Origin of the sequence: Mesorhizobium sp. AA23, assembly GCF_001672435.1 — a bacterium.
Classification (GTDB): domain Bacteria; phylum Pseudomonadota; class Alphaproteobacteria; order Rhizobiales; family Rhizobiaceae; genus Mesorhizobium.
The window spans coordinates 478,979-500,150 of record NZ_LYTP01000023.1 but is presented as its reverse complement, the minus strand read 5'-3'; the positions used below and the strand labels follow the sequence as shown (position 1 = coordinate 500,150).

Annotated in this window: 23 protein-coding genes and 1 pseudogene; 15 read left to right on the top strand and 9 right to left on the bottom strand. The window is 63.6% G+C overall.

Annotation, left to right across the window (positions count from 1 at the left end; translation table 11 throughout):
- Positions 1-37: 37 nt before the first annotated feature.
- The gene (locus tag A9K66_RS19035; protein ID WP_082953957.1) at positions 38-1,453 is read left to right on the top strand and encodes an ATP-binding protein; all 1,416 of its coding nucleotides are present in this window, start codon (positions 38-40) and stop codon (positions 1,451-1,453) included.
- Between the two features lie 203 nt (positions 1,454-1,656).
- Positions 1,657-2,721 carry a glycosyltransferase family 1 protein gene (locus tag A9K66_RS19030; protein WP_067326588.1) on the top strand — a complete coding sequence of 355 codons (1,065 nt, stop codon included), beginning with the start codon at positions 1,657-1,659 and terminating at the stop codon, positions 2,719-2,721.
- On the opposite strand, the gene A9K66_RS19025 is transcribed toward A9K66_RS19030, so the two are convergent.
- The 3 genes from A9K66_RS19025 to A9K66_RS19015 all read right to left on the bottom strand — a co-directional run bounded on the left by A9K66_RS19025 (position 2,713) and on the right by A9K66_RS19015 (position 4,215).
- Positions 2,713-3,072 carry a tRNA-binding protein gene (locus A9K66_RS19025; RefSeq protein WP_067326584.1) on the bottom strand — a complete coding sequence of 120 codons (360 nt, stop codon included), beginning with the start codon at positions 3,070-3,072 and terminating at the stop codon, positions 2,713-2,715. The genes A9K66_RS19030 and A9K66_RS19025 overlap by 9 nt on opposite strands.
- A gap of 18 nt (positions 3,073-3,090) precedes the next feature.
- A complete protein-coding gene (locus tag A9K66_RS19020) occupies positions 3,091-3,591 on the bottom strand; it encodes a YbjN domain-containing protein (RefSeq protein ID WP_066994911.1) in 501 nt (166 codons plus the stop codon).
- Between the two features lie 321 nt (positions 3,592-3,912).
- Positions 3,913-4,215, bottom strand: coding sequence for an accessory factor UbiK family protein (locus A9K66_RS19015; RefSeq protein ID WP_066994397.1), 303 nt, complete (start codon positions 4,213-4,215; stop codon positions 3,913-3,915).
- A 132-nt stretch (positions 4,216-4,347) separates the two neighbouring features.
- Here A9K66_RS19015 and lgt point away from each other — a divergent pair, with 132 nt between their 5' ends.
- From lgt to A9K66_RS18985, 6 genes are all read left to right on the top strand, one after another.
- Positions 4,348-5,202 carry a prolipoprotein diacylglyceryl transferase gene (gene lgt, locus A9K66_RS19010; RefSeq protein WP_082953956.1) on the top strand — a complete coding sequence of 285 codons (855 nt, stop codon included), beginning with the start codon at positions 4,348-4,350 and terminating at the stop codon, positions 5,200-5,202.
- Positions 5,199-6,266 carry a class I SAM-dependent methyltransferase gene (locus tag A9K66_RS19005; RefSeq protein WP_067326581.1) on the top strand — a complete coding sequence of 356 codons (1,068 nt, stop codon included), beginning with the start codon at positions 5,199-5,201 and terminating at the stop codon, positions 6,264-6,266. Before lgt ends, A9K66_RS19005 begins: the two co-directional genes overlap by 4 nt.
- Positions 6,267-6,374: 108 nt before the next feature.
- Positions 6,375-7,163, top strand: a complete 789-nt coding sequence (gene pgeF, locus A9K66_RS19000; RefSeq protein WP_067326578.1) for a peptidoglycan editing factor PgeF — start codon at positions 6,375-6,377, stop codon at positions 7,161-7,163.
- The gene (locus A9K66_RS18995; protein ID WP_067326575.1) at positions 7,163-8,314 is read left to right on the top strand and encodes a Xaa-Pro peptidase family protein; all 1,152 of its coding nucleotides are present in this window, start codon (positions 7,163-7,165) and stop codon (positions 8,312-8,314) included. The genes pgeF and A9K66_RS18995 overlap by 1 nt, the downstream gene beginning before the upstream one ends.
- A gap of 55 nt (positions 8,315-8,369) precedes the next feature.
- The gene (locus A9K66_RS18990) at positions 8,370-8,984 is read left to right on the top strand and encodes a hypothetical protein (protein WP_067326572.1); all 615 of its coding nucleotides are present in this window, start codon (positions 8,370-8,372) and stop codon (positions 8,982-8,984) included.
- A gap of 163 nt (positions 8,985-9,147) precedes the next feature.
- Positions 9,148-10,083, top strand: a complete 936-nt coding sequence (locus A9K66_RS18985) for a ribose-phosphate pyrophosphokinase (protein ID WP_066994382.1) — start codon at positions 9,148-9,150, stop codon at positions 10,081-10,083.
- On the opposite strand, the gene A9K66_RS18980 is transcribed toward A9K66_RS18985, so the two are convergent.
- A complete protein-coding gene (locus tag A9K66_RS18980) occupies positions 10,080-10,964 on the bottom strand; it encodes a helix-turn-helix transcriptional regulator (RefSeq protein ID WP_067326569.1) in 885 nt (294 codons plus the stop codon). The genes A9K66_RS18985 and A9K66_RS18980 overlap by 4 nt on opposite strands.
- A 131-nt stretch (positions 10,965-11,095) precedes the next feature.
- On the opposite strand from A9K66_RS18980, the gene A9K66_RS18975 reads away from it, so the two are divergent.
- A complete protein-coding gene (locus A9K66_RS18975) occupies positions 11,096-12,325 on the top strand; it encodes an MFS transporter (RefSeq protein WP_067327132.1) in 1,230 nt (409 codons plus the stop codon).
- A gap of 72 nt (positions 12,326-12,397) precedes the next feature.
- Here the strand turns inward: A9K66_RS18975 and A9K66_RS18970 are convergent, their stop codons facing one another.
- A complete protein-coding gene (locus tag A9K66_RS18970) occupies positions 12,398-13,261 on the bottom strand; it encodes an alpha/beta hydrolase (RefSeq protein WP_067326566.1) in 864 nt (287 codons plus the stop codon).
- Between the two features lie 150 nt (positions 13,262-13,411).
- Here A9K66_RS18970 and A9K66_RS18965 point away from each other — a divergent pair, with 150 nt between their 5' ends.
- Positions 13,412-13,855, top strand: a complete 444-nt coding sequence (locus tag A9K66_RS18965; RefSeq protein WP_066994371.1) for a MarR family transcriptional regulator — start codon at positions 13,412-13,414, stop codon at positions 13,853-13,855.
- A 109-nt stretch (positions 13,856-13,964) separates the two neighbouring features.
- Here A9K66_RS18965 and A9K66_RS18960 read toward each other — a convergent pair whose 3' ends face one another.
- Positions 13,965-14,636, bottom strand: coding sequence for a glutathione S-transferase family protein (locus A9K66_RS18960; protein ID WP_067326563.1), 672 nt, complete (start codon positions 14,634-14,636; stop codon positions 13,965-13,967).
- Positions 14,637-15,032: 396 nt separating this feature from the next.
- Between A9K66_RS18960 and A9K66_RS18955 the strand changes: the two genes are divergently transcribed.
- The 5 genes from A9K66_RS18955 to A9K66_RS18935 all read left to right on the top strand — a co-directional run bounded on the left by A9K66_RS18955 (position 15,033) and on the right by A9K66_RS18935 (position 18,654).
- On the top strand, positions 15,033-15,677 hold the full coding sequence (locus A9K66_RS18955; RefSeq protein WP_066994365.1) for a 50S ribosomal protein L25/general stress protein Ctc: 645 nt from the start codon (positions 15,033-15,035) through the stop codon (positions 15,675-15,677).
- 24 nt (positions 15,678-15,701) lie between these two features.
- Complete coding sequence (gene pth / locus A9K66_RS18950; RefSeq protein WP_067326561.1) at positions 15,702-16,424, top strand: aminoacyl-tRNA hydrolase; 723 nt, start codon at positions 15,702-15,704, stop codon at positions 16,422-16,424.
- 94 nt (positions 16,425-16,518) lie between these two features.
- Positions 16,519-17,622 (top strand): redox-regulated ATPase YchF, encoded by a 1,104-nt coding sequence (ychF, locus tag A9K66_RS18945; RefSeq protein ID WP_067326556.1) that lies wholly within the window; start codon positions 16,519-16,521, stop codon positions 17,620-17,622.
- Positions 17,623-17,725: 103 nt separating this feature from the next.
- Positions 17,726-18,187, top strand: a complete 462-nt coding sequence (locus tag A9K66_RS18940; protein WP_066994904.1) for a MaoC family dehydratase — start codon at positions 17,726-17,728, stop codon at positions 18,185-18,187.
- Positions 18,184-18,654, top strand: a complete 471-nt coding sequence (locus tag A9K66_RS18935) for a MaoC family dehydratase (RefSeq protein WP_067326553.1) — start codon at positions 18,184-18,186, stop codon at positions 18,652-18,654. Before A9K66_RS18940 ends, A9K66_RS18935 begins: the two co-directional genes overlap by 4 nt.
- A gap of 74 nt (positions 18,655-18,728) precedes the next feature.
- Here A9K66_RS18935 and A9K66_RS18930 read toward each other — a convergent pair whose 3' ends face one another.
- The 3 genes and pseudogenes from A9K66_RS18930 to A9K66_RS18920 all read right to left on the bottom strand — a co-directional run bounded on the left by A9K66_RS18930 (position 18,729) and on the right by A9K66_RS18920 (position 21,162).
- Positions 18,729-19,274: an adenine phosphoribosyltransferase gene (locus A9K66_RS18930; RefSeq protein WP_066994354.1), complete on the bottom strand. Its 546-nt coding sequence runs from the start codon at positions 19,272-19,274 to the stop codon at positions 18,729-18,731.
- A gap of 205 nt (positions 19,275-19,479) precedes the next feature.
- Positions 19,480-20,164 (bottom strand): annotated as a pseudogene (locus A9K66_RS31640) (phosphatase PAP2 family protein).
- A 140-nt stretch (positions 20,165-20,304) separates the two neighbouring features.
- Positions 20,305-21,162, bottom strand: coding sequence for a cytochrome c1 (locus tag A9K66_RS18920; protein ID WP_067326549.1), 858 nt, complete (start codon positions 21,160-21,162; stop codon positions 20,305-20,307).
- Positions 21,163-21,172: the final 10 nt, after the last annotated feature.

The window sequence follows — 21,172 nt, the reverse complement described above, 5'->3', positions numbered from 1 at the left end:
GCCTTGGCTGAATGGCCGTCTACGAGCGGAAGGGCGAATGGCGACCACGCAACTGGAAAAGCCCAAGACCGGGAGCCTCGGCGATCTCGCTTTGCGCACGCTGAGGGCGATGCCGCGCGCCTGGAACCGGTTCTGGCGCCTGGTCGCGCTCTACATGCCGAAGCGGCTTTATGCCCGCTCCCTGATCATCGTCATCGCGCCGATGATCCTTTTGCAGTCGGTCGTTGCCTTCGTCTTCATGGAGCGCCACTGGCAGACAGTTACCCAACGCCTGTCGCAGGCGACGATCGCAGACATCGCTGCCATCATCGACATGATGGAGACCTATCCCCACGACGCCGATTACGCCAACATCATCCGCATCGCCCAAGACCGCATGCAGCTGAAAGTGGATCTGCTGCCGCCCGATCCCCTGCCGGCCCCCGGGCCGAAGCCGTTCTTCTCAATCCTCGACACGGCCCTGTCGTCGGAGATTACCCGGCAGATCAACCGTCCCTTTTGGATCGACACGGTCGGCAACTCCAATGTCGTCGAGGTCCGCGTCCAGCTCGAAGGCAAGGTGCTGCGCGTCTTCGTGCGTCGCAGCCAGGCTTATGCCTCAAACACCCATATCTTCCTGATCTGGATGGTCGGCACCTCGCTGGTGCTCTTGATGATCGCCATCCCCTTCCTGCGCAATCAAATAAGGCCGATCCTGACATTGGCCGAAGCCGCCGAGAGCTTCGGCAAGGGCCGGCCGATGCCGCGCGATTTCCGTCCGCGCGGCGCGGAGGAAGTGCGCCGCGCCGGCTTCGCCTTCATCCAGATGCGCGAGCGCATCGAGCGCCAGATCGAGCAGCGCACCGCCATGCTGACCGGCGTCAGCCATGATCTCAGGACCATTCTGACCCGCTTCAAGCTGCAGTTGGCCCTGGCCGGCGGCAAGGCCGAGACCAAGGCTGCGCTGAACCAGGACATCGACGACATGCAGTCGATGCTGGAGGGCTATCTCTCCTTTGCCCGCGGCGAGGCGGCGGAAGACACCGGCCGCTTCGATCTCGATGCCTATTTCCAGAAGCTTGGCGAGGAAGCGCAACTGCGCAAATGCAAGCTGTCGACGACACTGACCGGCGATCCGACCGTGCATGTGCGGCCGAACGCCTTTGCCAGGCTGATGTCCAATGTCATCGGCAATGCTTTCCGATATGCCAAGACGGTCGAGGTCCATGCCAATCACGGCCGCGGCTCGCTGACCGTCACCATCGACGATGACGGTCCCGGCATCGCGCCGGACAAGCGCGAGGAAGTGTTCAAGCCATTCCTGCGGCTCGACGAAGCGCGCAATCTCGATGCCAGCGGCACCGGCCTTGGTCTGTCGATCGCCCGCGACATCGCCCGAACCCATGGCGGCGACATCATGCTTGAAGACAGCCCGCTGGGCGGTTTGCGAGCCGTGATCAAGGTGCCGGCTTAGTCGGACAAAGACGGCCTTCATCCCCCCGTCATGAAATCATGGTCAAGAGCGCGCATGAAGCGCGCGACCTTTATCGATTCGGCCATGCCGCCCCGCTTCGATCCCGCACCCGCCCGGGTGCGCTGGAGCGAAGCGTGAGCTGCAGCCTGGCTGCCGTTCCGCCATCGTGCCGGCGCGCCCAAGAATCTGTGCGAAGGGTCGCCATGCGAATCCTGATGGTCACCGATGCATGGCGACCGCAGGTCAACGGCGTGGTTCACACGCTGGAGCGGCTTACCGAAACGCTGAAATCCTTCGAAGTCCAGGTCGATTTTCTGACGCCGAACATCTTCCGCACCTTGCCGCTGCCGACCTACCCGGACATTCGGCTCGCCTTGACAACCCCCAGTCATGTCGCGCGGCTGATCGAAGCGGGAAAGGCCGACCACATCCACATTGTCACCGAAGGGCCGCTCGGCATCATGGCGCGCCGCTACTGCCGCAAGGCCGGCCGTCCCTTTACCACCAGCTACCACACGCGTTTTCCCGAATATCTCAGCGCCCGCCTGCCGGTGCCGGAGAGGTGGGCCTATAACTGGCTGCGCGACTTCCACAATTCCGGACAGGGCACGCTGGTCGCCACGCAATCGTTGGCGGACGACCTTGCCTCGCGCGGCTTCGATAAGCTGAGGCCCTGGACTCGCGGCGTCGACACCGATCATTTCCGGCCGGACAAACGCAAGGACACCAGCTTTCCCCGCCCCATCTTCCTCTGCGTCGGCCGTGTCGCGATCGAAAAGAACCTGACCGCCTTCCTCGATCTCGATCTCCCCGGCAGCAAGGTGGTGGTCGGCGAAGGGCCGGAACTGGCAAAGCTCAGCGCCCGCTATCCGAACGCGCATTTCCTCGGCCATCGCCCGAACGACGAACTGGCGGAAATCTACGCCTCGGCTGACGTCTTCGTCTTTCCGAGCCGCACCGACACCTTCGGCAATGTCATCATCGAGGCTCTGGCCAGCGGCACGCCGGTGGCCGCCTATCCGGTGACCGGACCGATCGACATCGTCGGCGACGGGGTCGGCGGGGCCGTGTCCGAGGATTTGCGCGAGGCGGCGCTCAAGGCGCTTCGCATTGACCGCGCGGAGGCGCGCCAGCGCGCCCTGCGCTACAGTTGGAAGGCATGCGCCGAGATGTTCCTGGACGTGGTCGAAGAAGCGCTGGGGATACCGCGCAAGCGCGCCGATCGGGACGCGGTGACGTCAGGCCGGCCCAGGCTAGTTCTAGAATAGACGCCCGCCGTCCGGCACTTTGCGCTCGATGGCGCCGAGCACGACGGCGCCCTCCTCGTCCGGAAAACCAAGCGTCAGCACTTCCGACATGAACGGGCCGATCTGACGCGGCCGGAAATTGACCACCGCGAAGACCTGCCGGCCGATCAGCGTCTCCGGCGCATAATATTTGGTGATCTGCGCCGACGACTTCTTCACGCCGATCGCCGGGCCGAAATCGATCTTCAGCTTGAATGCCGGCTTGCGCGCCTCCGGAAAGGGCTCAGCCTCGACGATCGTGCCGGCACGGATGTCGACACGATCGAAATCGGCAAAGCTGATCTCGGGCTTGCGCTCGCTGCTGGAACTCATCGGCGGTGTTGGCTTCGCTCAGGCGCTTCCATGGGTTTCAAAGAGCACGCTGGACAGCGCGTCCTTGGCCGACGTACCCGACCAGACGACGAATTGGAAGGCCTGGAAATAGCATTCGCAGGCCTCTAACGCCGATGACAGAAGCACCTCGACCTGCTGGCTCGACGGCTCGACCCCGCCGGCAAGCAGCAGCGATTGCCGGAACATGATCGCGCCCTCCTGCTCCCACAGGTCGAAATGGCCAAACAGCATCTGTTCGTTGATCAGCGACAGGAGCCGCATCACTTCGAGCGCGCGCGTTTCCGGCACCTTGATGTCGAACGCGCAGGCCAGGTGCAGCGCCTCGAAATCTTCCATCCAGGAGAAGGAGACATGATAGTCGGTCCAGCTGCCTGTCACCGAAATCGAGATCTCGTCGTCGCCGGCGCGTTCGAAGGACCAGTCATTGTTGTGGGCCACCTGCTCGATGACGTCCACCGGGTGGATTTCGCGGGAGAATTCGAGTTCGAGGAGTTCCATGAATGCTTCCTGTCGTTCTGAGAGCGCCGCCACACGCTCCGCGAGAGAGGGCACGCACAACGAACAATCTTGTCTAGAACTCGGACGGCCAGGACTTTCCAAACGCAAAGACCCCAACCGGACCCCACCGCCCGGCGCATGACCCTGCTTCGAATCATGCAACAAATTCAGTCTATTGATCGGGAGTCGCGTGAACAGCCCAATTTTTCGCACTGCGTCATTCGCATGTGGAAAGGCGCTGTCAAAAAGATTCATGCAATGCCGGTAAGCGATTCACGGCAAAGCGATTTTTCGGATCGTGCTTTGTGGAAAAGTTTACGATTATTTTTTTGATCTGGGCTTCGCCGCAGCCGCAGGTGCGGCTTGCCCGGTCAATTCGGCGAGCTTGGCCTCGAGCGCTTCGACGCGCACCGCAAGCTGGATGTTGTCTTCTCTTGCCTTGACGGCCATCTCGCGCGCAGCCTCGAACTCCTCGCGTTTCACCACATCCATGGAGTTGAGCAGGCGCTCGGCCTGGCTGCGGAAAGCCGTCTCCATCTCGCGCCTGACGCCTTGGGCTGCCCCCGCGGCATCGGTCATCAGCTTGGCGAATTCATCGAGAATGCGGTTCGTTCCGGTCGACATGGCAAATCCTCGCTTGATTATTTTGACGTAGTGGCGCGCGGCACGGATTGCAAGCGAAGCGTGCCTTGACCCCGCCAAAACCCTGCCGCATGGTCCGCGCCCGATAGACGACCGCAACCGGAGCGACCCAGTTTGAGCGAATATTTCCTGCTGCCGCTGGCCTCCCTGCCCTTCCCCAATATCGACCCGGTTATCGTCCATATCGGGCCGCTGGCGGTGCATTGGTATGGCGTCGGCTACATCGTCGGCATTCTGTTCGCCTGGTGGTACGCCAAGCGCCTGGTCAGCAATGCCAGCCTTTGGCCGGACGGCAAGCTGCCGATGAAGCCCGAGGATCTTGACGATTTCATCGTCTGGGCGGCGATCGGCGTGGTGCTCGGCGGGCGCACCGGCTATGTCCTCTTCTACGACCTTCCACGCTATATCGCGCATCCGCTCGACACCTTGGCGGTCTGGCAGGGCGGCATGTCGTTCCATGGCGGACTGCTCGGCGTGATCCTCGCCATGACGCTCTTTTCGCTCAAGCGCGGCATTCATACCTGGACGCTGTTTGACGTCGTCTCGGCCGGCGTGCCGGTCGGCCTTGGGCTGGTGCGTGTGGCCAATTTCATCAATTCGGAGCTCTGGGGCCGTCCGTCGGACGTGCCCTGGGCGATCGAATTCCCCAATGGCGGCCCGTTCACCCGGCATCCCAGCCAGCTCTACGAGGCGCTGCTGGAAGGTCTTGTGCTCTTCCTGGTGCTGCGCTTTCTCACCCACTCGCGGCTGAAGCTGAAGACACCGCGCTTCGTCGGCGGCGCCTTCATCTGCGGCTACGGCCTGTCTCGCATCTTCGTCGAGTTCTTCCGCGAGCCTGACCAGCAGCTCGGTTATCTGCTCGGCACCAACTGGCTGACCATGGGCATGGTCCTGTCCTCGCCGATGGTGCTCGCCGGCATCTGGGCCATGGCCACCGCAAAGCCGACGACGCAGACGCAGCCGGCATGACCAGGCTGAAGGAGCGCATCATCGGCCTGATCGGCGCGGTGGGGCCGATCCCGGTCAGCGAATACATGGCGCTCTGCCTGTTCGACCCTGAGGACGGCTATTATACGACGCGCGAGCCCTTCGGCGCCGCCGGCGACTTCGTCACCGCGCCGGAGATCAGCCAGATGTTCGGCGAGCTTGTCGCCGTCTGGCTCTACCAGGCCTGGCAAGGCGGCGGGCGTCCGCTGCCAGCCACCTTCGCCGAAATCGGCCCCGGTCGCGGCACGCTGATGAAGGACATGCTGCGCACCTGGTCCCGCCTCGATCCGGCGCTTGCCGCTAAGGCTTCGTTCGCCATGATCGAGACCAGTCCGCGCCTGGCCGAAATCCAGAAAGAGACGCTCGCCGGCCAGAGCCCCGCCCTGAGCTGGCACCAAACCATCGACACGCTGCCGCAGCAGCCGCTCTTCATCGTCGGCAATGAACTCTTCGACGCCGTGCCGATCCGCCAGTTCGTCTATGTCGGCGCCGGCTGGCGCGAGCGCATGGTCGGGCTCGACGAACAAGACAATCTTCATTTCTTCGCCGGCGCGGGTTCCGTCGACCCGGCGCTGCTGCCGGCCGGCGCGGCCGATGCTCTGCAAGGCGCCATCGTCGAGGTGGCGCCGGCCCGCGCCGCTCTGATGGCAGCGATTGCCGAGCGTATCGCCGGCCATGGCGGCGCCGGGCTGTTCATCGACTACGGCCATCTTGAGCCGGGCTTCGGCGACACATTGCAGGCTGTGCGCAGGCACGATCACGAAGACGTGCTGGCCAATCCCGGCGGGGCCGATCTTACCGCTCACGTCGATTTCGCCGCGTTGGCCGCAGCCGTCCGGGAGCACGGCCTCCAGGCGGAACTGACCACGCAGAGCGAATTCCTGCTCGGCATGGGCTTGCTCGAGCGCGCCGGCGCGCTGGGCGCCCGGGCCGATGATGTCGCGCGTCAGGCGATTTCCGAGGCGGTCAAGCGCCTTGCCGGCCCCGATGCGATGGGCGAGCTGTTCAAGGTGATGAAGATCCTGCCAGCCGCGAAAACTGGCTGACATCGGCGGGCAACCCGTGCAAGCTGACCCTGCCACTTGCCCGAGCCTCACATCCCCCAACCGAACTCCACCTTGACGAAATCGCCCACGCGGACAACAAACCCTTCCATGCTGAATCAGACCAGACCCGATCCAGTACGCTCGCCGCTGCTTGCGAAGGCGCCAGGCATACGCCACGGCTATTTCACCCGCATCGGCGGCGTCTCCGGCGGCATCTATCAAGGCCTCAACATCGGCACGGGCTCCGGCGATGATCAGACGCTGGTTGCCGAGAACCGTCGCCGCGTTGCCTACTGGATGGGCGTGCCGGCGGATCATCTCCTCACCGCGCACCAGGTCCATTCTCCCGATGTCGTCATTGCCAGGGAGCCTTTTGCCGGCCCTCGCCCCCAGGCCGACGCCATCGTCACCGACCGGCCGGGCATCGCTGTCGGCGCCTCGACGGCCGATTGCGGTCCGGTGCTGTTCGCCGACGCGGAGGCGCGCGTCATCGGCGCGGCCCATGCCGGCTGGAAAGGCGCCCTCACCGGCGTGCTCGAAAACACCGTAGCCGCGATGGAAGGGCTCGGCGCCCGCCGCGATCGCATCGTCGCCGTGCTCGGCCCTTCCATCGGACTCGACAATTACGAGGTGGGACCGGAATTCGTCGCTCGCTTCATCGAGGCCGACGCCGGCAATCAACGCTACTTCAAGTCGTCGCAGAACCCTGGCCACTCGATGTTCGACCTCAACCAATATACGGTCGATCGGTTGCGCAAGGCCGGCGTGACCGCCGACGGGCTCGGCCGCTGCACTTACGCGGAAGAACACCTTTTCTATTCCTACCGCCGCACCACCCACCGCAAGGAAGCGGATTACGGGCGGCAGGTCTCGGCAATCGTTCTGGAGAAAGAGTAATGGCGCTGCATTTCGAACGTTCGGAATTCGACGCGCGGCGCGACCGGCTGCTGATCGAGATGGCCGAGAAGAAGCTCGACGCCGTGCTTTTGTTCGCGCAGGAGAGCATGTACTGGCTGACCGGCTACGACACTTTCGGCTTCTGCTTCTTCCAGTGCCTGGTGGTGAAGGGCGACGGCTCGATGGTGCTGCTCACCCGCTCGGCCGATTTGAGGCAGGCGCGAAACACCTCGACCATCGAGAATATCGTATTGTGGACCGATCGTGATGGCGCCAATCCCGCGATCGACCTGCGCAACCTGCTCAACGATCTCGATCTGCTTGGCGCCCGCATCGGCGTGGAATACGATACGCACGGCCTCACGGCCTACAATGGCCGTCGCGTGGACGAGCAGTTGCAGACCTTCGGCCAGATCGCCGATGCTTCCGGAATCGTCGGCCGGCTGCGTCTCTTCAAGAGTCCGGCCGAGATCGCCAAGGCCGAAAAAGCCGCAAGCCTCGCCGACGATGCGCTCGATGCCGCGCTGCCGCTGATCAAGCAGGGCGGCGACGAGGCGCTGATCCTGGCCGCCATGCAAGGAGCAGTTTTTGCCGGCGGCGGCGACTATCCCGCCAACGAATTCATCATCGGCTCCGGCGCGGATGCCCTGCTCTGCCGCTACAAGGCCGGCCGCCGCAAGCTCACCAAGAACGACCAGCTGACGCTCGAATGGGCGGGCGTCTTCCATCACTATCACGCGGCGATGATGCGCACCGTTTTGACCGGGAAGATCTCGAAGCGCCACCAGGAACTGTTCGATGCCGCCCGCGCGGCTCTGCTTGCCGTCGAGAAGGCGATGACGCCGGGCAATTCCTTCGGCGACGTCTTCGACGCGCATGCCCGCACGCTCGAGGCGCATAATCTGACCAAGCACCGGCTGAACGCCTGCGGCTATTCGCTCGGCGCCCGCTTCACGCCGTCCTGGATGGACATGCCGATGTTCTACCAGGGCAATCCGGAGCCGATCGCGCCCAGCATGACGCTGTTCGCGCATATGATCATCATGGATTCGGAAACCGATACGGCGATGACGCTCGGCCGCACCTATCTTACCACGGAATCGGCGCCGAAGCCGCTCTCGCGCCATGATCTCGACTTGATCGTGCAGTGAATCCATAATGGTTGGTTCACGCGGGGGCGTTCGCCACCAAGGAGTTGTCGGGCAAATGAGACGATCGCAGGTGACGACCGTGTCATTGCTTGCGGCGCTGGCGCTGGCCGCCTGCACCAACGCCAAGGACGTCCTCGATCCTTCTGCCGTCAAGCCGCCGGCGGGTTCGGCCCAGGCTCTGCCGGCCACCCAGGGCACGTCGGCCACCGCATCGCCAACAACGACCACCGCGCCCGCGCCCACAGCGACCGCGGCGGCTTCAACGCCTGCCACGCCGGCTCAGGCCGCCGCCATCGCCAAGACCCGGCTGCAGGTAGCGCCGATCGTCGGCGCCTCGGTGGAGGCCGCAGCACCCTTGACGGCGGAATTGCAGACGCGCGCCAGGCAGCGCGGCGTGACCCTTGTCGGCAGCACCGACCAGACGGCGACGCATGTGCTGAAGGGATATTTTTCGACGATGTCCGAAGGCAAGGAGACCACAGTCATCTATGTCTGGGACATCTACGATCCTTCGGGCAACCGCCTGCATCGCATCAATGGGCAGCAGAAAGCGGTTTCCGTCGGCAGTGGCGAAGGCTGGCCGGCAGTAGCGCCGGCGACCATGCAGGCCATCGCCGACCAGACGATCGACCAGTTCACCGCGTGGCTCGGCAGCGGCGGCGCCGGTTGATCGACCAACCTGTTGCCGGCTTGCGATCCAGCCGGCCTTTGTTGCGCCTTGTCGAACGATTCCCGATCACGAGGCTTGCAATACCGGCGCGGGCCGCTAAAAGCCCGGCATAAAGGCTCATGAGAGTCTGTCCGGTCTCTCCATCCTTCACCAGGAACGGTGCATGAAGCTTTTTGCGGGCAATTCCAACAGGGTGCTGGCCGAAGCGGTCGCTCGCTATCTCAACATCCCGCTGGGGAAGGCCAGCGTCAGGCGCTTCGCCGATCAGGAGATCTTCGTCGAGATCCAGGAGAACGTGCGCGGCGAGGATGTCTTCATCCTGCAGTCGACCTCCTATCCGACCAACGACCATCTGATGGAGCTGCTCATCATGATGGACGCCTTCATGCGCTCCTCGGCAAGGCGCATCACGGCGGTCATTCCCTATTTCGGCTACGCCAGGCAGGACCGCCGCGCCTCAGGCCGCACGCCGATTTCGGCCAAGCTCGTCGCCAACATGATCACCCGCGCCGGCGCCGATCGCGTGCTGACGCTCGACCTGCACGCCGGCCAGATCCAGGGCTTCTTCGACATCCCGACCGACAATCTGTTCTCGGTGCCGGTGATGGCCCGCGACGTGAAGGCGAAATACAAGCAGCTCGGCAATGTCGTCGTCGTATCGCCCGACATTGGCGGCGTAGTGCGGGCGCGCGCGCTTGCAAAACGCTTCGATGCGCAGCTCGCCATCGTCGACAAGCGCCGCGAGCGGCCCGGCGAATCCGAGGTGATGAATATCATCGGCGCCGTCGCCGGCAAGGATTGCCTCTTGATCGACGACATCGTCGATTCCGGCGGCACGCTCTGCAACGCGGCCGATGCCTTGCTCGCCAACGGCGCGACCAGCGTCACTGCCTACATCACCCATGGCGTGCTCTCGGGCGGCGCCGTTGCCCGCATCAGTGGCTCGAAACTGCAAGAACTGGTGATCACCGATTCCATCCAGCCCAGCCAGGCCGTGCTCGACGCGCCCAACATCCGCGTCATCTCGATCGCCGACCTGATGGGCGAGGCGATCTCGCGCACGGCGACAGAAGAATCGGTCTCAAGCCTGTTCGACTAAGCCGCGGCGCTGCTGGCTTGAACCGGGCCGCTTGATCGCTTTGGCCCCTCGCCTGACTCGCGCGCGCCGCGCATATAGCCGCGAGGCGAGCTGCCGAGCATGCGCCTGAACATGGTGATGAACGCCGGCACGCTGTCATAGCCAAGATCGAGCGCCACCCTGGTGATGGGTTCGCCGTCGGCGAGCCTCGGCAGCGCCGCGAACAGGCAGGCCTGCCGGCGCCAAGTGGAGAGCGACAGCCCGGTCTGGCGGTGGAAGGCGCGTGTGAAGGAGCGCCGGCTCATGCCAGCGGCATCCGCCCATTCGTCGATCGTCGCATGTGGCGAGGGCGCCGCGACAAAGCGCCGGCAGAGCGCCGCGAGCTTCGGATCCGACGGAAAAGGCAGGCCGAGCGGCCGCTCCGGCAGGTTCGGTATCTCATGCAGCAAGAGCCCCATGATCAGCCCGGCGCGTCCTTCGAGCTCGCCGCCCTGAGGCAGCTTCTCCGATTCCACGATCAGGCTGTGCATCAGCTCGGTGATGCCGACGACGCGTAATCCCTCCGGCAGGCCGGGAATTGCATCCGGCACCACATAAACCGAGCGCATCGAGACATCGCCCAGCATCTCGACCGAATGCTCGATGCCGGCCGGTATCCACATCGCATGGTCGGGCGGCACCATCCAGCGGCCGTGCCTAGTCGTCACCAGCACGACGCCGACAAGCGCATGCAGCAACTGGCTGCGGCTGTGGCGGTGCCGCGGCACGTGGTAGCCGTCGGGATATTCGGTCGGCAGCGCGACCGCCGGCCCGACCGCCTGCTCCAGCCACTGCCAGCGGCTTTCATGCAGCCGGCCAAGCTCGGCGGCATCGCCCCTGAAGATTTCCCGGCCATGCGGCATTCGATGTGGCCCACTTGCGAAACTATTGGACCAAACCACGAAAGAAGTCGCCATTCAAGCCGATTATAAGACAAGCGGCCAATAAAGCTGGCTGGCTGCGGTTCGCCGCCAAAAAGACCCGGAGCATTGCCTTGACCGATACGACCGCCACCGCCGTCGCCACCCCAGCGCCGGCAAGCCACGCCTCGGCGCAAGCGACGGCCTTCACGGTCATTCTTGCGGTGAGCTTCTGCCACTGCGTCAACGACATCATGCAGTCGCTGCTTTCGGCGATCTATCCGCTGCTCAAAGAGAATTACGGTCTCGATTTCTGGCAGATCGGCCTTCTTACGTTCACTTTCCAGGTAACGGCCTCGCTGCTGCAGCCTGTGATCGGCATGATCACCGACAAGCGACCGATGCCCTATTCCTTGCCTTGGGGCATGGCCTCATCACTGGTCGGGCTGGTGGTGCTTGCGCATGCCGGCCATTACTGGCTGCTCCTGATCGGCGCCTCGCTGATCGGTATCGGCTCGGCGATCTTCCATCCGGAATCCTCGCGCATCGCCCGCTTCGCCTCGGGCGGCCGCTTCGGTCTCGCGCAATCGCTGTTCCAGGTCGGCGGCAATTTCGGCCAGGCGATGGGCCCGCTGCTCGCCGCCTTCATCGTCGTGCCTTTCGGCCAGACCAGCATTTCCTGGTTCGCCGTCGGCTCGCTGATCGGCATCGTCGTGCTGTGGCAGGTTGGCGGCTGGTACAGCCGGCTGCGCGCCTCGATGGCCAGCCGCAAGCCGGCGGCTCACGTCTCGCCCTTCCCACGCAAAAAGGTCATGGGGGCATTGGCGGTGCTGACGCTGCTGGTATTGAGCAAGAACGCCTATATCGCCTCGCTGTCCAGCTACTACACCTTCTACGCCATCCATAAGTTCGGCGTTTCGGTGCAGATGTCGCAGGTCATGCTCTTCCTGTTCCTCGGCGCCTCGGCGCTTGGCATCCTGCTCGGCGGCCCGTTCGGCGACCGCTACGGACAGAAGGCGATGATCTGGTTCTCGATCGTCGGCGTTCTGCCCTTCACGCTGGCGCTGCCTTACGCCAATTTGGAATGGACGATGGTGCTTACCGTTGTGATCGGCCTGATCCTGTCGTCGGCCTTCTCCAACATCGTCGTCTTCGCGCAGGAACTGGTTCCCGGCCGCGTCGGCATGATCGCCGGCATCTTCTTCGGCTTCGCCTTCGGCATGGGCGGCATCGCTGCGGCCGTGCTCGGCGTCATCGCCGACATGAAAGGCATCGACTTCGTCTACCACGTCTGCTCGTACCTGCCCTTCCTCGGCCTGCTGACCGTGTTCCTGCCGAACATGAAGGAGGCCAGGAAAGCCTGAGCCGGCCACTCCGGACGAGCTCCAGAGAGCAAAGCACCCGCGCGATGGCGGGTGCTTTTCTGGCGCTGGGACTCAGGCCTGGAAGAAAGCCAGGAGGTCGGCATTGATGACCTCCGCATGGGTCGTCGCCATGCCGTGCGGAAGGCCCTTGTAGACTTTGAGCTCGCCCTTCTTGAGCAGCTTGATCGCGAGCAGCGCCGAATCCGCGATCGGCACGATCTGGTCGTCGTCGCCATGCATGACTAGCACCGGCACGTCGATCTTCTTCAGGTCCTCGGTGAAGTCGGTTTCCGAGAACGCCTTGATGCAGTCGTAATGCGCCTTGGCGCCGCCCATCATGCCCTGCCGCCACCAATTGTCGACCACACCTTCCGACACCGTCGCGCCTGGACGGTTGAAGCCGTAGAAAGGGCCGGCCGGAAGGTCGCGGAAGAACTGGGCGCGGTTCGTCGTCAGCGCCGAGCGAAAGCCGTCGAACACTTCGATAGGCAAGCCGCCGGGATTGGCAGCGGTCTTGAGCATGATCGGCGGCACCGCGCCGATCAGCACAGCCTTGGCGACACGGCCTCCGGAACCGTACTGCGCGACATAGCGCGCCACTTCGCCACCGCCGGTCGAATGCCCGACATGGATGGCGTTCTTGAGGTCGAGATGCGCAACCAGCGCCCTCACATCGGCGGCGTAGGTGTCCATCTCATTGCCGGTGTCAGTCTGGCTGGAGCGGCCATGGCCGCGGCGGTCATGGGCGATGACCCGATAGCCCTTGGAGAGGAAGAACAGCATCTGGGCATCCCAGTCGTCGCTGCTCAGTGGCCAGCCATGGTGGAAGACGACCGGCTGACCGGTGCCCCAATCCTTGTAGTAGATCTGCGTGCCGTCGTTGGTGGTGATCGTGCCGCTGCCCGAGCCGGCCTTCGCATGTGAAGCTTCAGTCATCTCAATCTCCGTTTTAGATGTCGCGATAAATGATATCGCGATAATGATATGTCTAGCGCAACGATGACTACTTGTCCACGATAATATGTATCGCGATATGATTTTTTGTGCTAAAGAGCCTCACGACATCGACAAAAGGATCATGGCGCGATGCCTCTGCCCCTGGACAATCAGCTCTGTTTCGCGCTCTACGCCACGAGCATGGCGATCAACCGTACCTACAAGCCCATGCTCGACGAGATGGGGATCACGTATCCCCAGTATCTCGTGCTCAATGCGCTTGGAGAGGCCGATGGCATGTCGGTCGGCACCATAGCGCGCCGGCTGGCGCTGGAATCGAGCACCGTCACCCCGCTCGTCAAGCGCATGGAGCAGGCGGGTCTGGTGACCCGCCAGCGCAGCCATGACGATGAGCGGCAGGTGCAGGTCGATCTCACCGCGGCAGGCCGGGCGCTGCTCACGCAATGCAGCTGTCTGGGCGAAACGCTGGTCGAGCGTTCAGGCATGACCTCGGCCGAGATCGATGCTCTCACGCGAAAAGTCCGGGCGTTGCGCGATGCGTTGAGCGGCGACCAATCGGCTGATGCTGCCTGACCTCCAAACGCCGGACAAAGTCTGCTTAGTGCAGGCCACGGCCCGCGTCTCATAGCAGGGGCGAGCCATTTCCCCCGCGGCTTGGCAGGCATCCTCGACAATGGTCCTTTCAAGACGGAACGTTCAAAATACTTGCTTGCTCCTCGCTGCTGACCGGCGGCAGTTGCGGCGCATCCAGCCCCTGGAACGGGTCGCGCCAGGCATCGATATGCTCGATCCGCCGATACCAGCGGCTGAGCGACGGATAGTCATCGAGCGGCAACCGGGCAGCATCATTGAACGCGAGAAAGGTCGCCATACGAAAGTCGGCATAGCAAACCGAATTGCCGACCAGCCATTGGCGCCCGCAAAGCTCGGCTTCAAGGATGGCGGCCGTCATGTGGAACTGCCTCAGCCCCTCCTCGACCAATGCCTTGTCGATCGGCCCCAGTCCCCAGCGCTGTTTCGTGCCGCGCTCGAAATGCACCATGTCGCAGGCCCTGACGAAATTCTCCTTGCCCCAGCTCAGCCAGCGGATCATCTGCGGCTCGTCGTCGCCGGTGCGCCAGAAATCCGAATGCATGTCGCGCGAGAGCCGGCATGCGATCGCATCGGCTTCCCACAGGCTCCATCCCCGGCCGACCAGGATAGGCAAGGTCAAATTGGGGTTAAGCGCGCGGTAGCGCTCGGCCTGCCCCGGCGCCATGGGCGAGGCGAATTCGAAGGCGATATCGGCCGTCAGATAGCGCGCCGCCGCGACCGCGAGGCGAGGATTGGGATTGCGGCTGAACAGTAGTTTCATGTCGATCTCCGGTCCTTTGATTGCCTGCCAAGGACGTTTGAAACCGGCCCGATGCTACATGACGCATGCGGGCGGGACCCGGCGCAACTCGCCAGATCCGACTTTGCAGCGGAGCAACGCGTCGGCTATGCCTCCCGGGCCGGATATCATCGCTTAGCCTAGCCAAGCCTTCCCGTTCAACGGCTTGCGCCCCTGCCCGCCTTCCGCTATAGAGCCGCCACCCGCGTAGACACCCTTGGAGGCAACGCGGAGGAAGGCCGGCCAAGCCTGCATGATCCCCGAAGCGTTTGGACAGCCAAAAGCGTTGGATCGACCATGCAAGGCCGCGACGGCTTTCGACGTTTACGGATGGGCTTGCCCGCCGCGAACGCTCCATAACACGCGAAAGGAAATGCCATGAGCCACGAGGCTTACGAGCTCAAGGCCGAAGCGCGCGAACAGGTCGGTAAGGGGTCCGCCCGTGCAGTTCGCCGCAACGGCAAAGTGCCTGCAGTTATTTACGGCGACAAGCAGCCCCCCCTGGCGATCGCCCTCAACTACAAGGACATCTTCTACAAGATCCACGGCGGCGGGTTTCTGACCACGATCGCTACGATCGATGTCGACGGCAAGAAGATCCAGGTCCTGCCGAAGGATTTTCAGCTCGATCCGGTCAAGGACTTCCCGGTCCATGTCGACTTCCTGCGCATCGGCAAGGACACCGAGGTCAATGTCGACGTGCCCGTCCACTTCATCAATGAGGACAAGTCGCCCGGCATCAAGCGCGGCGGCGTGCTCAACATCGTTCGTCACGAAGTCGAGTTCCACTGCCCTGCCAACGCGATCCCGGAATTCATCACCGTCGATCTCGCCGGCACCGAAATCGGCGACTCGATTCACATTTCGGCGGTTGCCCTGCCGGCCGGCGTCAAGCCGGTGATCTCCGATCGCGACTTCACCATCGCGACCATCGCCGGCTCCGCGGCAATGAAGCCGGAGACGGAGGAGACTGCCGAAGCGGCGGCGCCGGAAGCTGAGGCCGCTGAGGCCGAAGAGAAGTAATTCTCTCGGCGCCAGGAGACGACGATGCTTGTCTTTGCAGGCCTCGGCAATCCGGGCGCGAAATATCAGAACAACCGGCACAATGTCGGCTTCATGGCGGCGGACGCGATAGCCCGCCGCCATTCCTTTTCGCCCTGGTCGAAGAAGTTCCAGGGCCTGATCGCCGAGGGCGCCCTGGGCGGCGAGAAGATCCTTTTAATCAAGCCGCAGACCTTCATGAATTTATCCGGCCAGTCGGTCGGCGAGGCGTTGCGCTTCTACAAACTCGATGCCGCCGCCCTCACTGTCTTCTACGACGAGATCGACCTTGCCTCCGGCAAGCTCAGGGTCAAGGTCGGCGGCGGTTCCGGCGGCCACAACGGCATCCGATCGCTCGACCAGCATGTCGGCAATGCCTATCGCCGGGTGCGCATCGGCGTCGGCCATCCCGGCGTCAAAGAGATGGTGCACGGCCATGTGCTCGGCGATTTCGCCAAGGCCGACCGTGAATGGCTCGACGTGTTGCTCGACGCGATCGCCGACGACGCCGCACTGCTGGCCAAGGGCGACGACAACTCCTTCATGAACCGCATCACCCTGGCGCTGCGCGAAAAGCTCGTGCCGACCGGCGATGACGATCGGCCTCCGCCCAAGGAGCCAAAACAGCAGAGCCATATCCGCCAGGCCCGCCCGCAGCAGCCGCCGGCGAAGGTTCCCGAGAGCGGGCCGATGGCCGCGATGCTGAAGAAGCTGTTCGGAAAAGACTGAGCGTCGAAACGACCATGCCAAGGGCTTGACGATCGTCCGCGCTTTCGCCCATAGCCCTCAGCAAATCTCGAATTCCCGATAGGACCGGACGAACATGGGTTTCAAATGTGGCATCGTTGGCTTGCCCAACGTCGGCAAGTCGACGCTGTTCAACGCGTTGACCAGGACGGCTGCCGCGCAGGCCGCCAACTATCCTTTCTGCACCATCGAGCCGAACACCGGCGAGGTGGCGGTTCCGGACCCGCGGCTGCAGAAGATCGCCGCGATCGGCAAGTCGAAGGAGATCATCCCGACCCGCATCTCCTTCGTCGACATTGCCGGACTGGTGCGCGGCGCCTCCAAGGGCGAAGGTCTGGGCAACCAGTTCCTCGCCAACATCCGCGAGGTCGACGCCATCGTGCATGTGCTGCGCTGCTTCGAGGATGACGACATCACCCATGTCGAGGGCCGCATCGATCCGGTCGCCGACGCCGAGACCGTCGAGACCGAGCTGATGCTCGCCGATCTCGAAAGCCTGGAGCGCCGCATCGTGCAGGTCCGCAAGCGCGCCGCCGGCAAGGACAAGGAAGCAATGACCGTTCTGCCGATGATGGAGGCGGCGCTCGAACTGCTGCAGGCAGGTCGCCCGACCCGCGTCCTGCTCAATGGCATCGCGGCGGAGGATCTGCGCATCCTGCAGGGCCTGAACCTGCTCACATCGCATCCCGTGCTCTATGTCTGCAACGTCGCTGAGGCGGACGCTGCCACGGGAAACGAGCATACAAAGGCGGTGGAGAAGATGGCCGCCGCGCAGGGCGCCGGCACGGTGGTGATCTCGGCGGCGATCGAGGCGGAAGTTGCCCAGCTTTCCGACGAGGAGGAAATGGAGTTCCTCGCCTCGCTCGGCCTTGACGAGCCGGGCCTCAACAAGGTGATCCGCGCCGGCTACGAACTGTTGCATCTGATCACCTATTTCACCGTCGGGCCGAAGGAGACGCGCGCCTGGACGATCCACAAGGGCGATAAGGCACCGCAAGCTGCCGGCGTCATTCACACCGACTTCGAACGTGGTTTCATCCGCGCCCAGACGATCTCCTACACCGACTTCGTCACGCTCGGCGGCGAAGTGGCGGCCAAGGAAGCCGGCAAGGCGCGCGACGAAGGCAAGGAGTATGTCGTCCAGGACGGCGACATCATGCTGTTCAAGTTCAACACCTGAGTGCCTGGCTGGCTCACCAGAAAGGACTTGACCAAATTGGCTCGGGCCTCCATCCGGGATGCTCGACCTTCGGGATCACGCGTTCGTCAACCGGATTGCCGACATGACCGGAAAGACCTGGGCCTATGAGGATTTCGTCGAGGGCGCCTCGCTCGACCTCGGCAGCAAGAATGTAAGCGCGGCTGAGATCATCGAGTTTGCCAGCGAATTCGACGCCCAGCCGATGCATCTCGACGAGGCGGCCGGCAAGGCCAGCATCCTGGGCGGCCTTTCGGCTTCGGGCTGGCACACTTGCGCGATGTTCATGCGCATGCTGTGCGATGCCTTCCTGCTCGATTCGACCTCGCAAGGCTCACCCGGCATCGAGCATGTCAAATGGAAGAAGCCGGTTCTGGCCGGTGACCGTCTCACCGGCAAGGTCACCGTGCTTTCCAAGCGCCAGTCCAAGTCGCGGCCGCAGATCGGCCTGGTCAGCATGCGCAGCGAGCTGTTCAACCAGCGCGGCGAATGCGTCTTCGAGCTTGAGAACACCGGCATGTTTCTGACCCGCGGGGCCGTCGCGTGACCCTGGACGAGTATTTCCTCATCGGCCAAACCGTCACCCTCGGCGCGCACAAATTCGAGGCCGACGAGATCAAGGCGTTCGCCAGGAAATACGATCCGCAAATCTTCCATGTCGACGAGGAGGCGGCGAAGGAGAGCATGCTTGGCGGTCTCTGCGCCTCCGGCTGGCACACCGCCGCCACCTGGATGAAATACAACCTCGAAAAGCGCATGGAGACCGAGGGCGTGCGTTGGACCGGTCCCGGCCCGCAGCCCGAATTCGGCCCCTCGCCCGGGTTTCGCAACCTCAAATGGTTGAAGCCGGTCTATGCCGGCGAAACCGTGACCTTCACCCGCACAGCGCTTGCCCATCGGCCCCTTGCCGGCCGCCCCGGCTGGAGCCTGCTCACGCTGCGTTCCGAAGGTTTCGACTCCAGCGGCGATAAGGTTATCGAGTTCGACAGCGCGGTGCTGGTGAAGGTGGAGTAGCGAATGGTGAATAGTGAATGGTGACCAGTGAACCATTCCCTATTCACCATTCACTATTCACCATTCAACACTGATTAATGCCCCTCGAAGCCGATCAGCGTCCTTACCGGCACGCCGAGCGCTTCCAGTTTCTGGCGCCCGCCGAGATCCGGCAGGTCGATGACGAAGCAGGCGGCGACGATGTCGGCGCCGATCTGCCTGAGCAGCTTGACGGCCGCCTCCGCCGTGCCGCCGGTGGCGATCAGATCGTCGACCAGGATCACCTTCTCGCCTTGCGAGACGCCGTCCTTGTGCATCTCCATCTCGTCCAGACCGTATTCGAGGCTGTAGGCGACGCGCACGGTCTCGTAAGGCAGCTTGCCCTTCTTGCGGATCGGGACGAAACCCGCCGAAAGCTGATGCGCCACTGCGCCGCCCAGGATGAAGCCGCGCGCCTCGATGCCGGCGATCTTGTCGATCTTCAGCCCGGCGTAAGGATGCACAAGCTCGTCGATGGCGCGGCGAAAGGCGCGAGCGTCGCCGAGCAGCGTGGTGATATCGCGAAACAGGATGCCGGGTTTGGGGTAATCCGGAATGGTGCGGATGGCCGCAAGCAGCGTGTCTTCGAGCGAGGGTTTCATGAGACGAGCTCCGCGTGTCCGGCTGTCGGATATAACGGCGTCGACGCGCCCGGCGCAACGCAACCAACAACGGCTACCGCGATGGAGCCCGGGAGACAAGCGCATCCGGCAAAGGATCGGCATCGCCTGCCTTGCTCCCGTGCCGGCGCCGCAAGCGAAAAAGGCGCCCGCTGGCGCCCTTGCAGAAACGTCGGCGACGGACGGCTCACATGCCGAGGTCGGACCGCAGCTCGGATCGCGCCACCTCGAACTCGGTCTTGAAATCGGGCCGGCTGAGCAGGACCGCGGCGATCGCGCTGCCGGAAATCTTGCCCATCTCGACATCCGACGGATAATGGATGCCGCCGACCACGCGGTTATGGACATATTCGGCCGCGCGGGCCATGATCTCGGCCCGCTTCTCCGGCACCATGTCGGACAGGATGATGCCCATCATGGTGCCGACCGTCGCATGGCCCGAGGGCCAGGAACCGGAATTCGACAGCTTCACCGCGGGTTTGACGCTGATGCGGACGCGGACGCTTCCACACGTCCTTGGCCGGATCGACGACCGCGCCTTCGGTCGCCACCACGCGGTCGAAGAAGGCGCTGAACTTCGGCAGCGTCTCCTTGCTGAATTTCGGTCCCATGACATCGGCGAAGCGCCAGACGTCCTCTTCGGCGTCGGCGATAGCACGCTTTTCCATTTCGGGAGTTCGCGTCACTTGCAGGGTCAGCACCTCGCCGAGCTCTGCCTTGATCTCGGCCGAATCATTGGCCGGCGGCGGCGGCAGGATCATCGTCAAGTGGACGTCCTTGTTGGTGACAAAGGGCTGGGCGTCCTCGGCGCGGACTGCCGAGGGGGCGACAAGAAGCAGCACCACGGCTGCAAGCGGCGCAAGTCTTTTCATGGGCACGATCCTTGGCGGTGGGGCAACGCAGGATCGCGATGCGCAATGACAGCCATGTGACACGGCCGGATCAAAGCGGTCCCGACATATGAAAAGGGCGCCTTTGCGGCGCCCCTCGAAAGTGTCTGACCGATCGCGGCTCAGTGCGCTACTTCGGCCCACACCTTGCGCTTGGTCAGGTAGACCAGCGCGCCGAACAGCAGCAGGAACACCAGCACGCGGAAGCCGGTCTTCTTGCGCTCTTCGAGATGCGGCTCGGCGGCCCACATCAGGAACGCCGACACGTCGCGCGAATACTGGTCGACCGTCTGCGGCGAGCCGTCGTCATAGGTCACCTGGCCGTCCGAAAGCGGCTTCGGCATCTTCAGCGACACGCCGGACAGGAAGTATGGATTGTAGTGCGTGCCTTCGGGGATCACCATGCCGGCCGGCGGCGTCTGGTCGTAGCCGGTGAGCAGCGAGTGGATGTAGTCCGGGCCGCCCTGAGCATACTGGGTGAAAATGTCGAAGATGAAACGCGGAAAGCCGCGCTCGACGCCGCGCGCCTTGGCGAGCAGCGACATGTCGGGCGGAGCGGCGCCGCCATTGGCGGAGGCGGCGGCCTGTTCGTTCGGGAACGGCGACGGGAAGTGATCCGACGGCTTGCCCGGGCGGTCGAACATGTCGCCGGCATCGTTCGGGCCGTCATGGATGGTGTACTCAGCGGCAAGCGTCTTGACCTGCGCTTCCGAATAGCCGAGGCCCTCCAGCGTGCGGAACGCCACCAGGTTCATCGAGTGGCAGGCCGAGCAGACTTCCTTGTAGACCTTCAGGCCGCGCTGCAGCTGGGCCTTGTCGTAGGTGCCGAACGGCCCGGCGAAGCTCCAGCTCATTTCCTTCGGTTCGTTGATCGGGAAATGCGTCGGGGCCGCCGCGTTGTGTTCCTCTTCGGCTGCGATGGCAGCGGTGCCCGCGACCACCAGGCCAAGCAGCGCCAGCGAGGTGAGAATCTTCTTCATGCCAAATCCC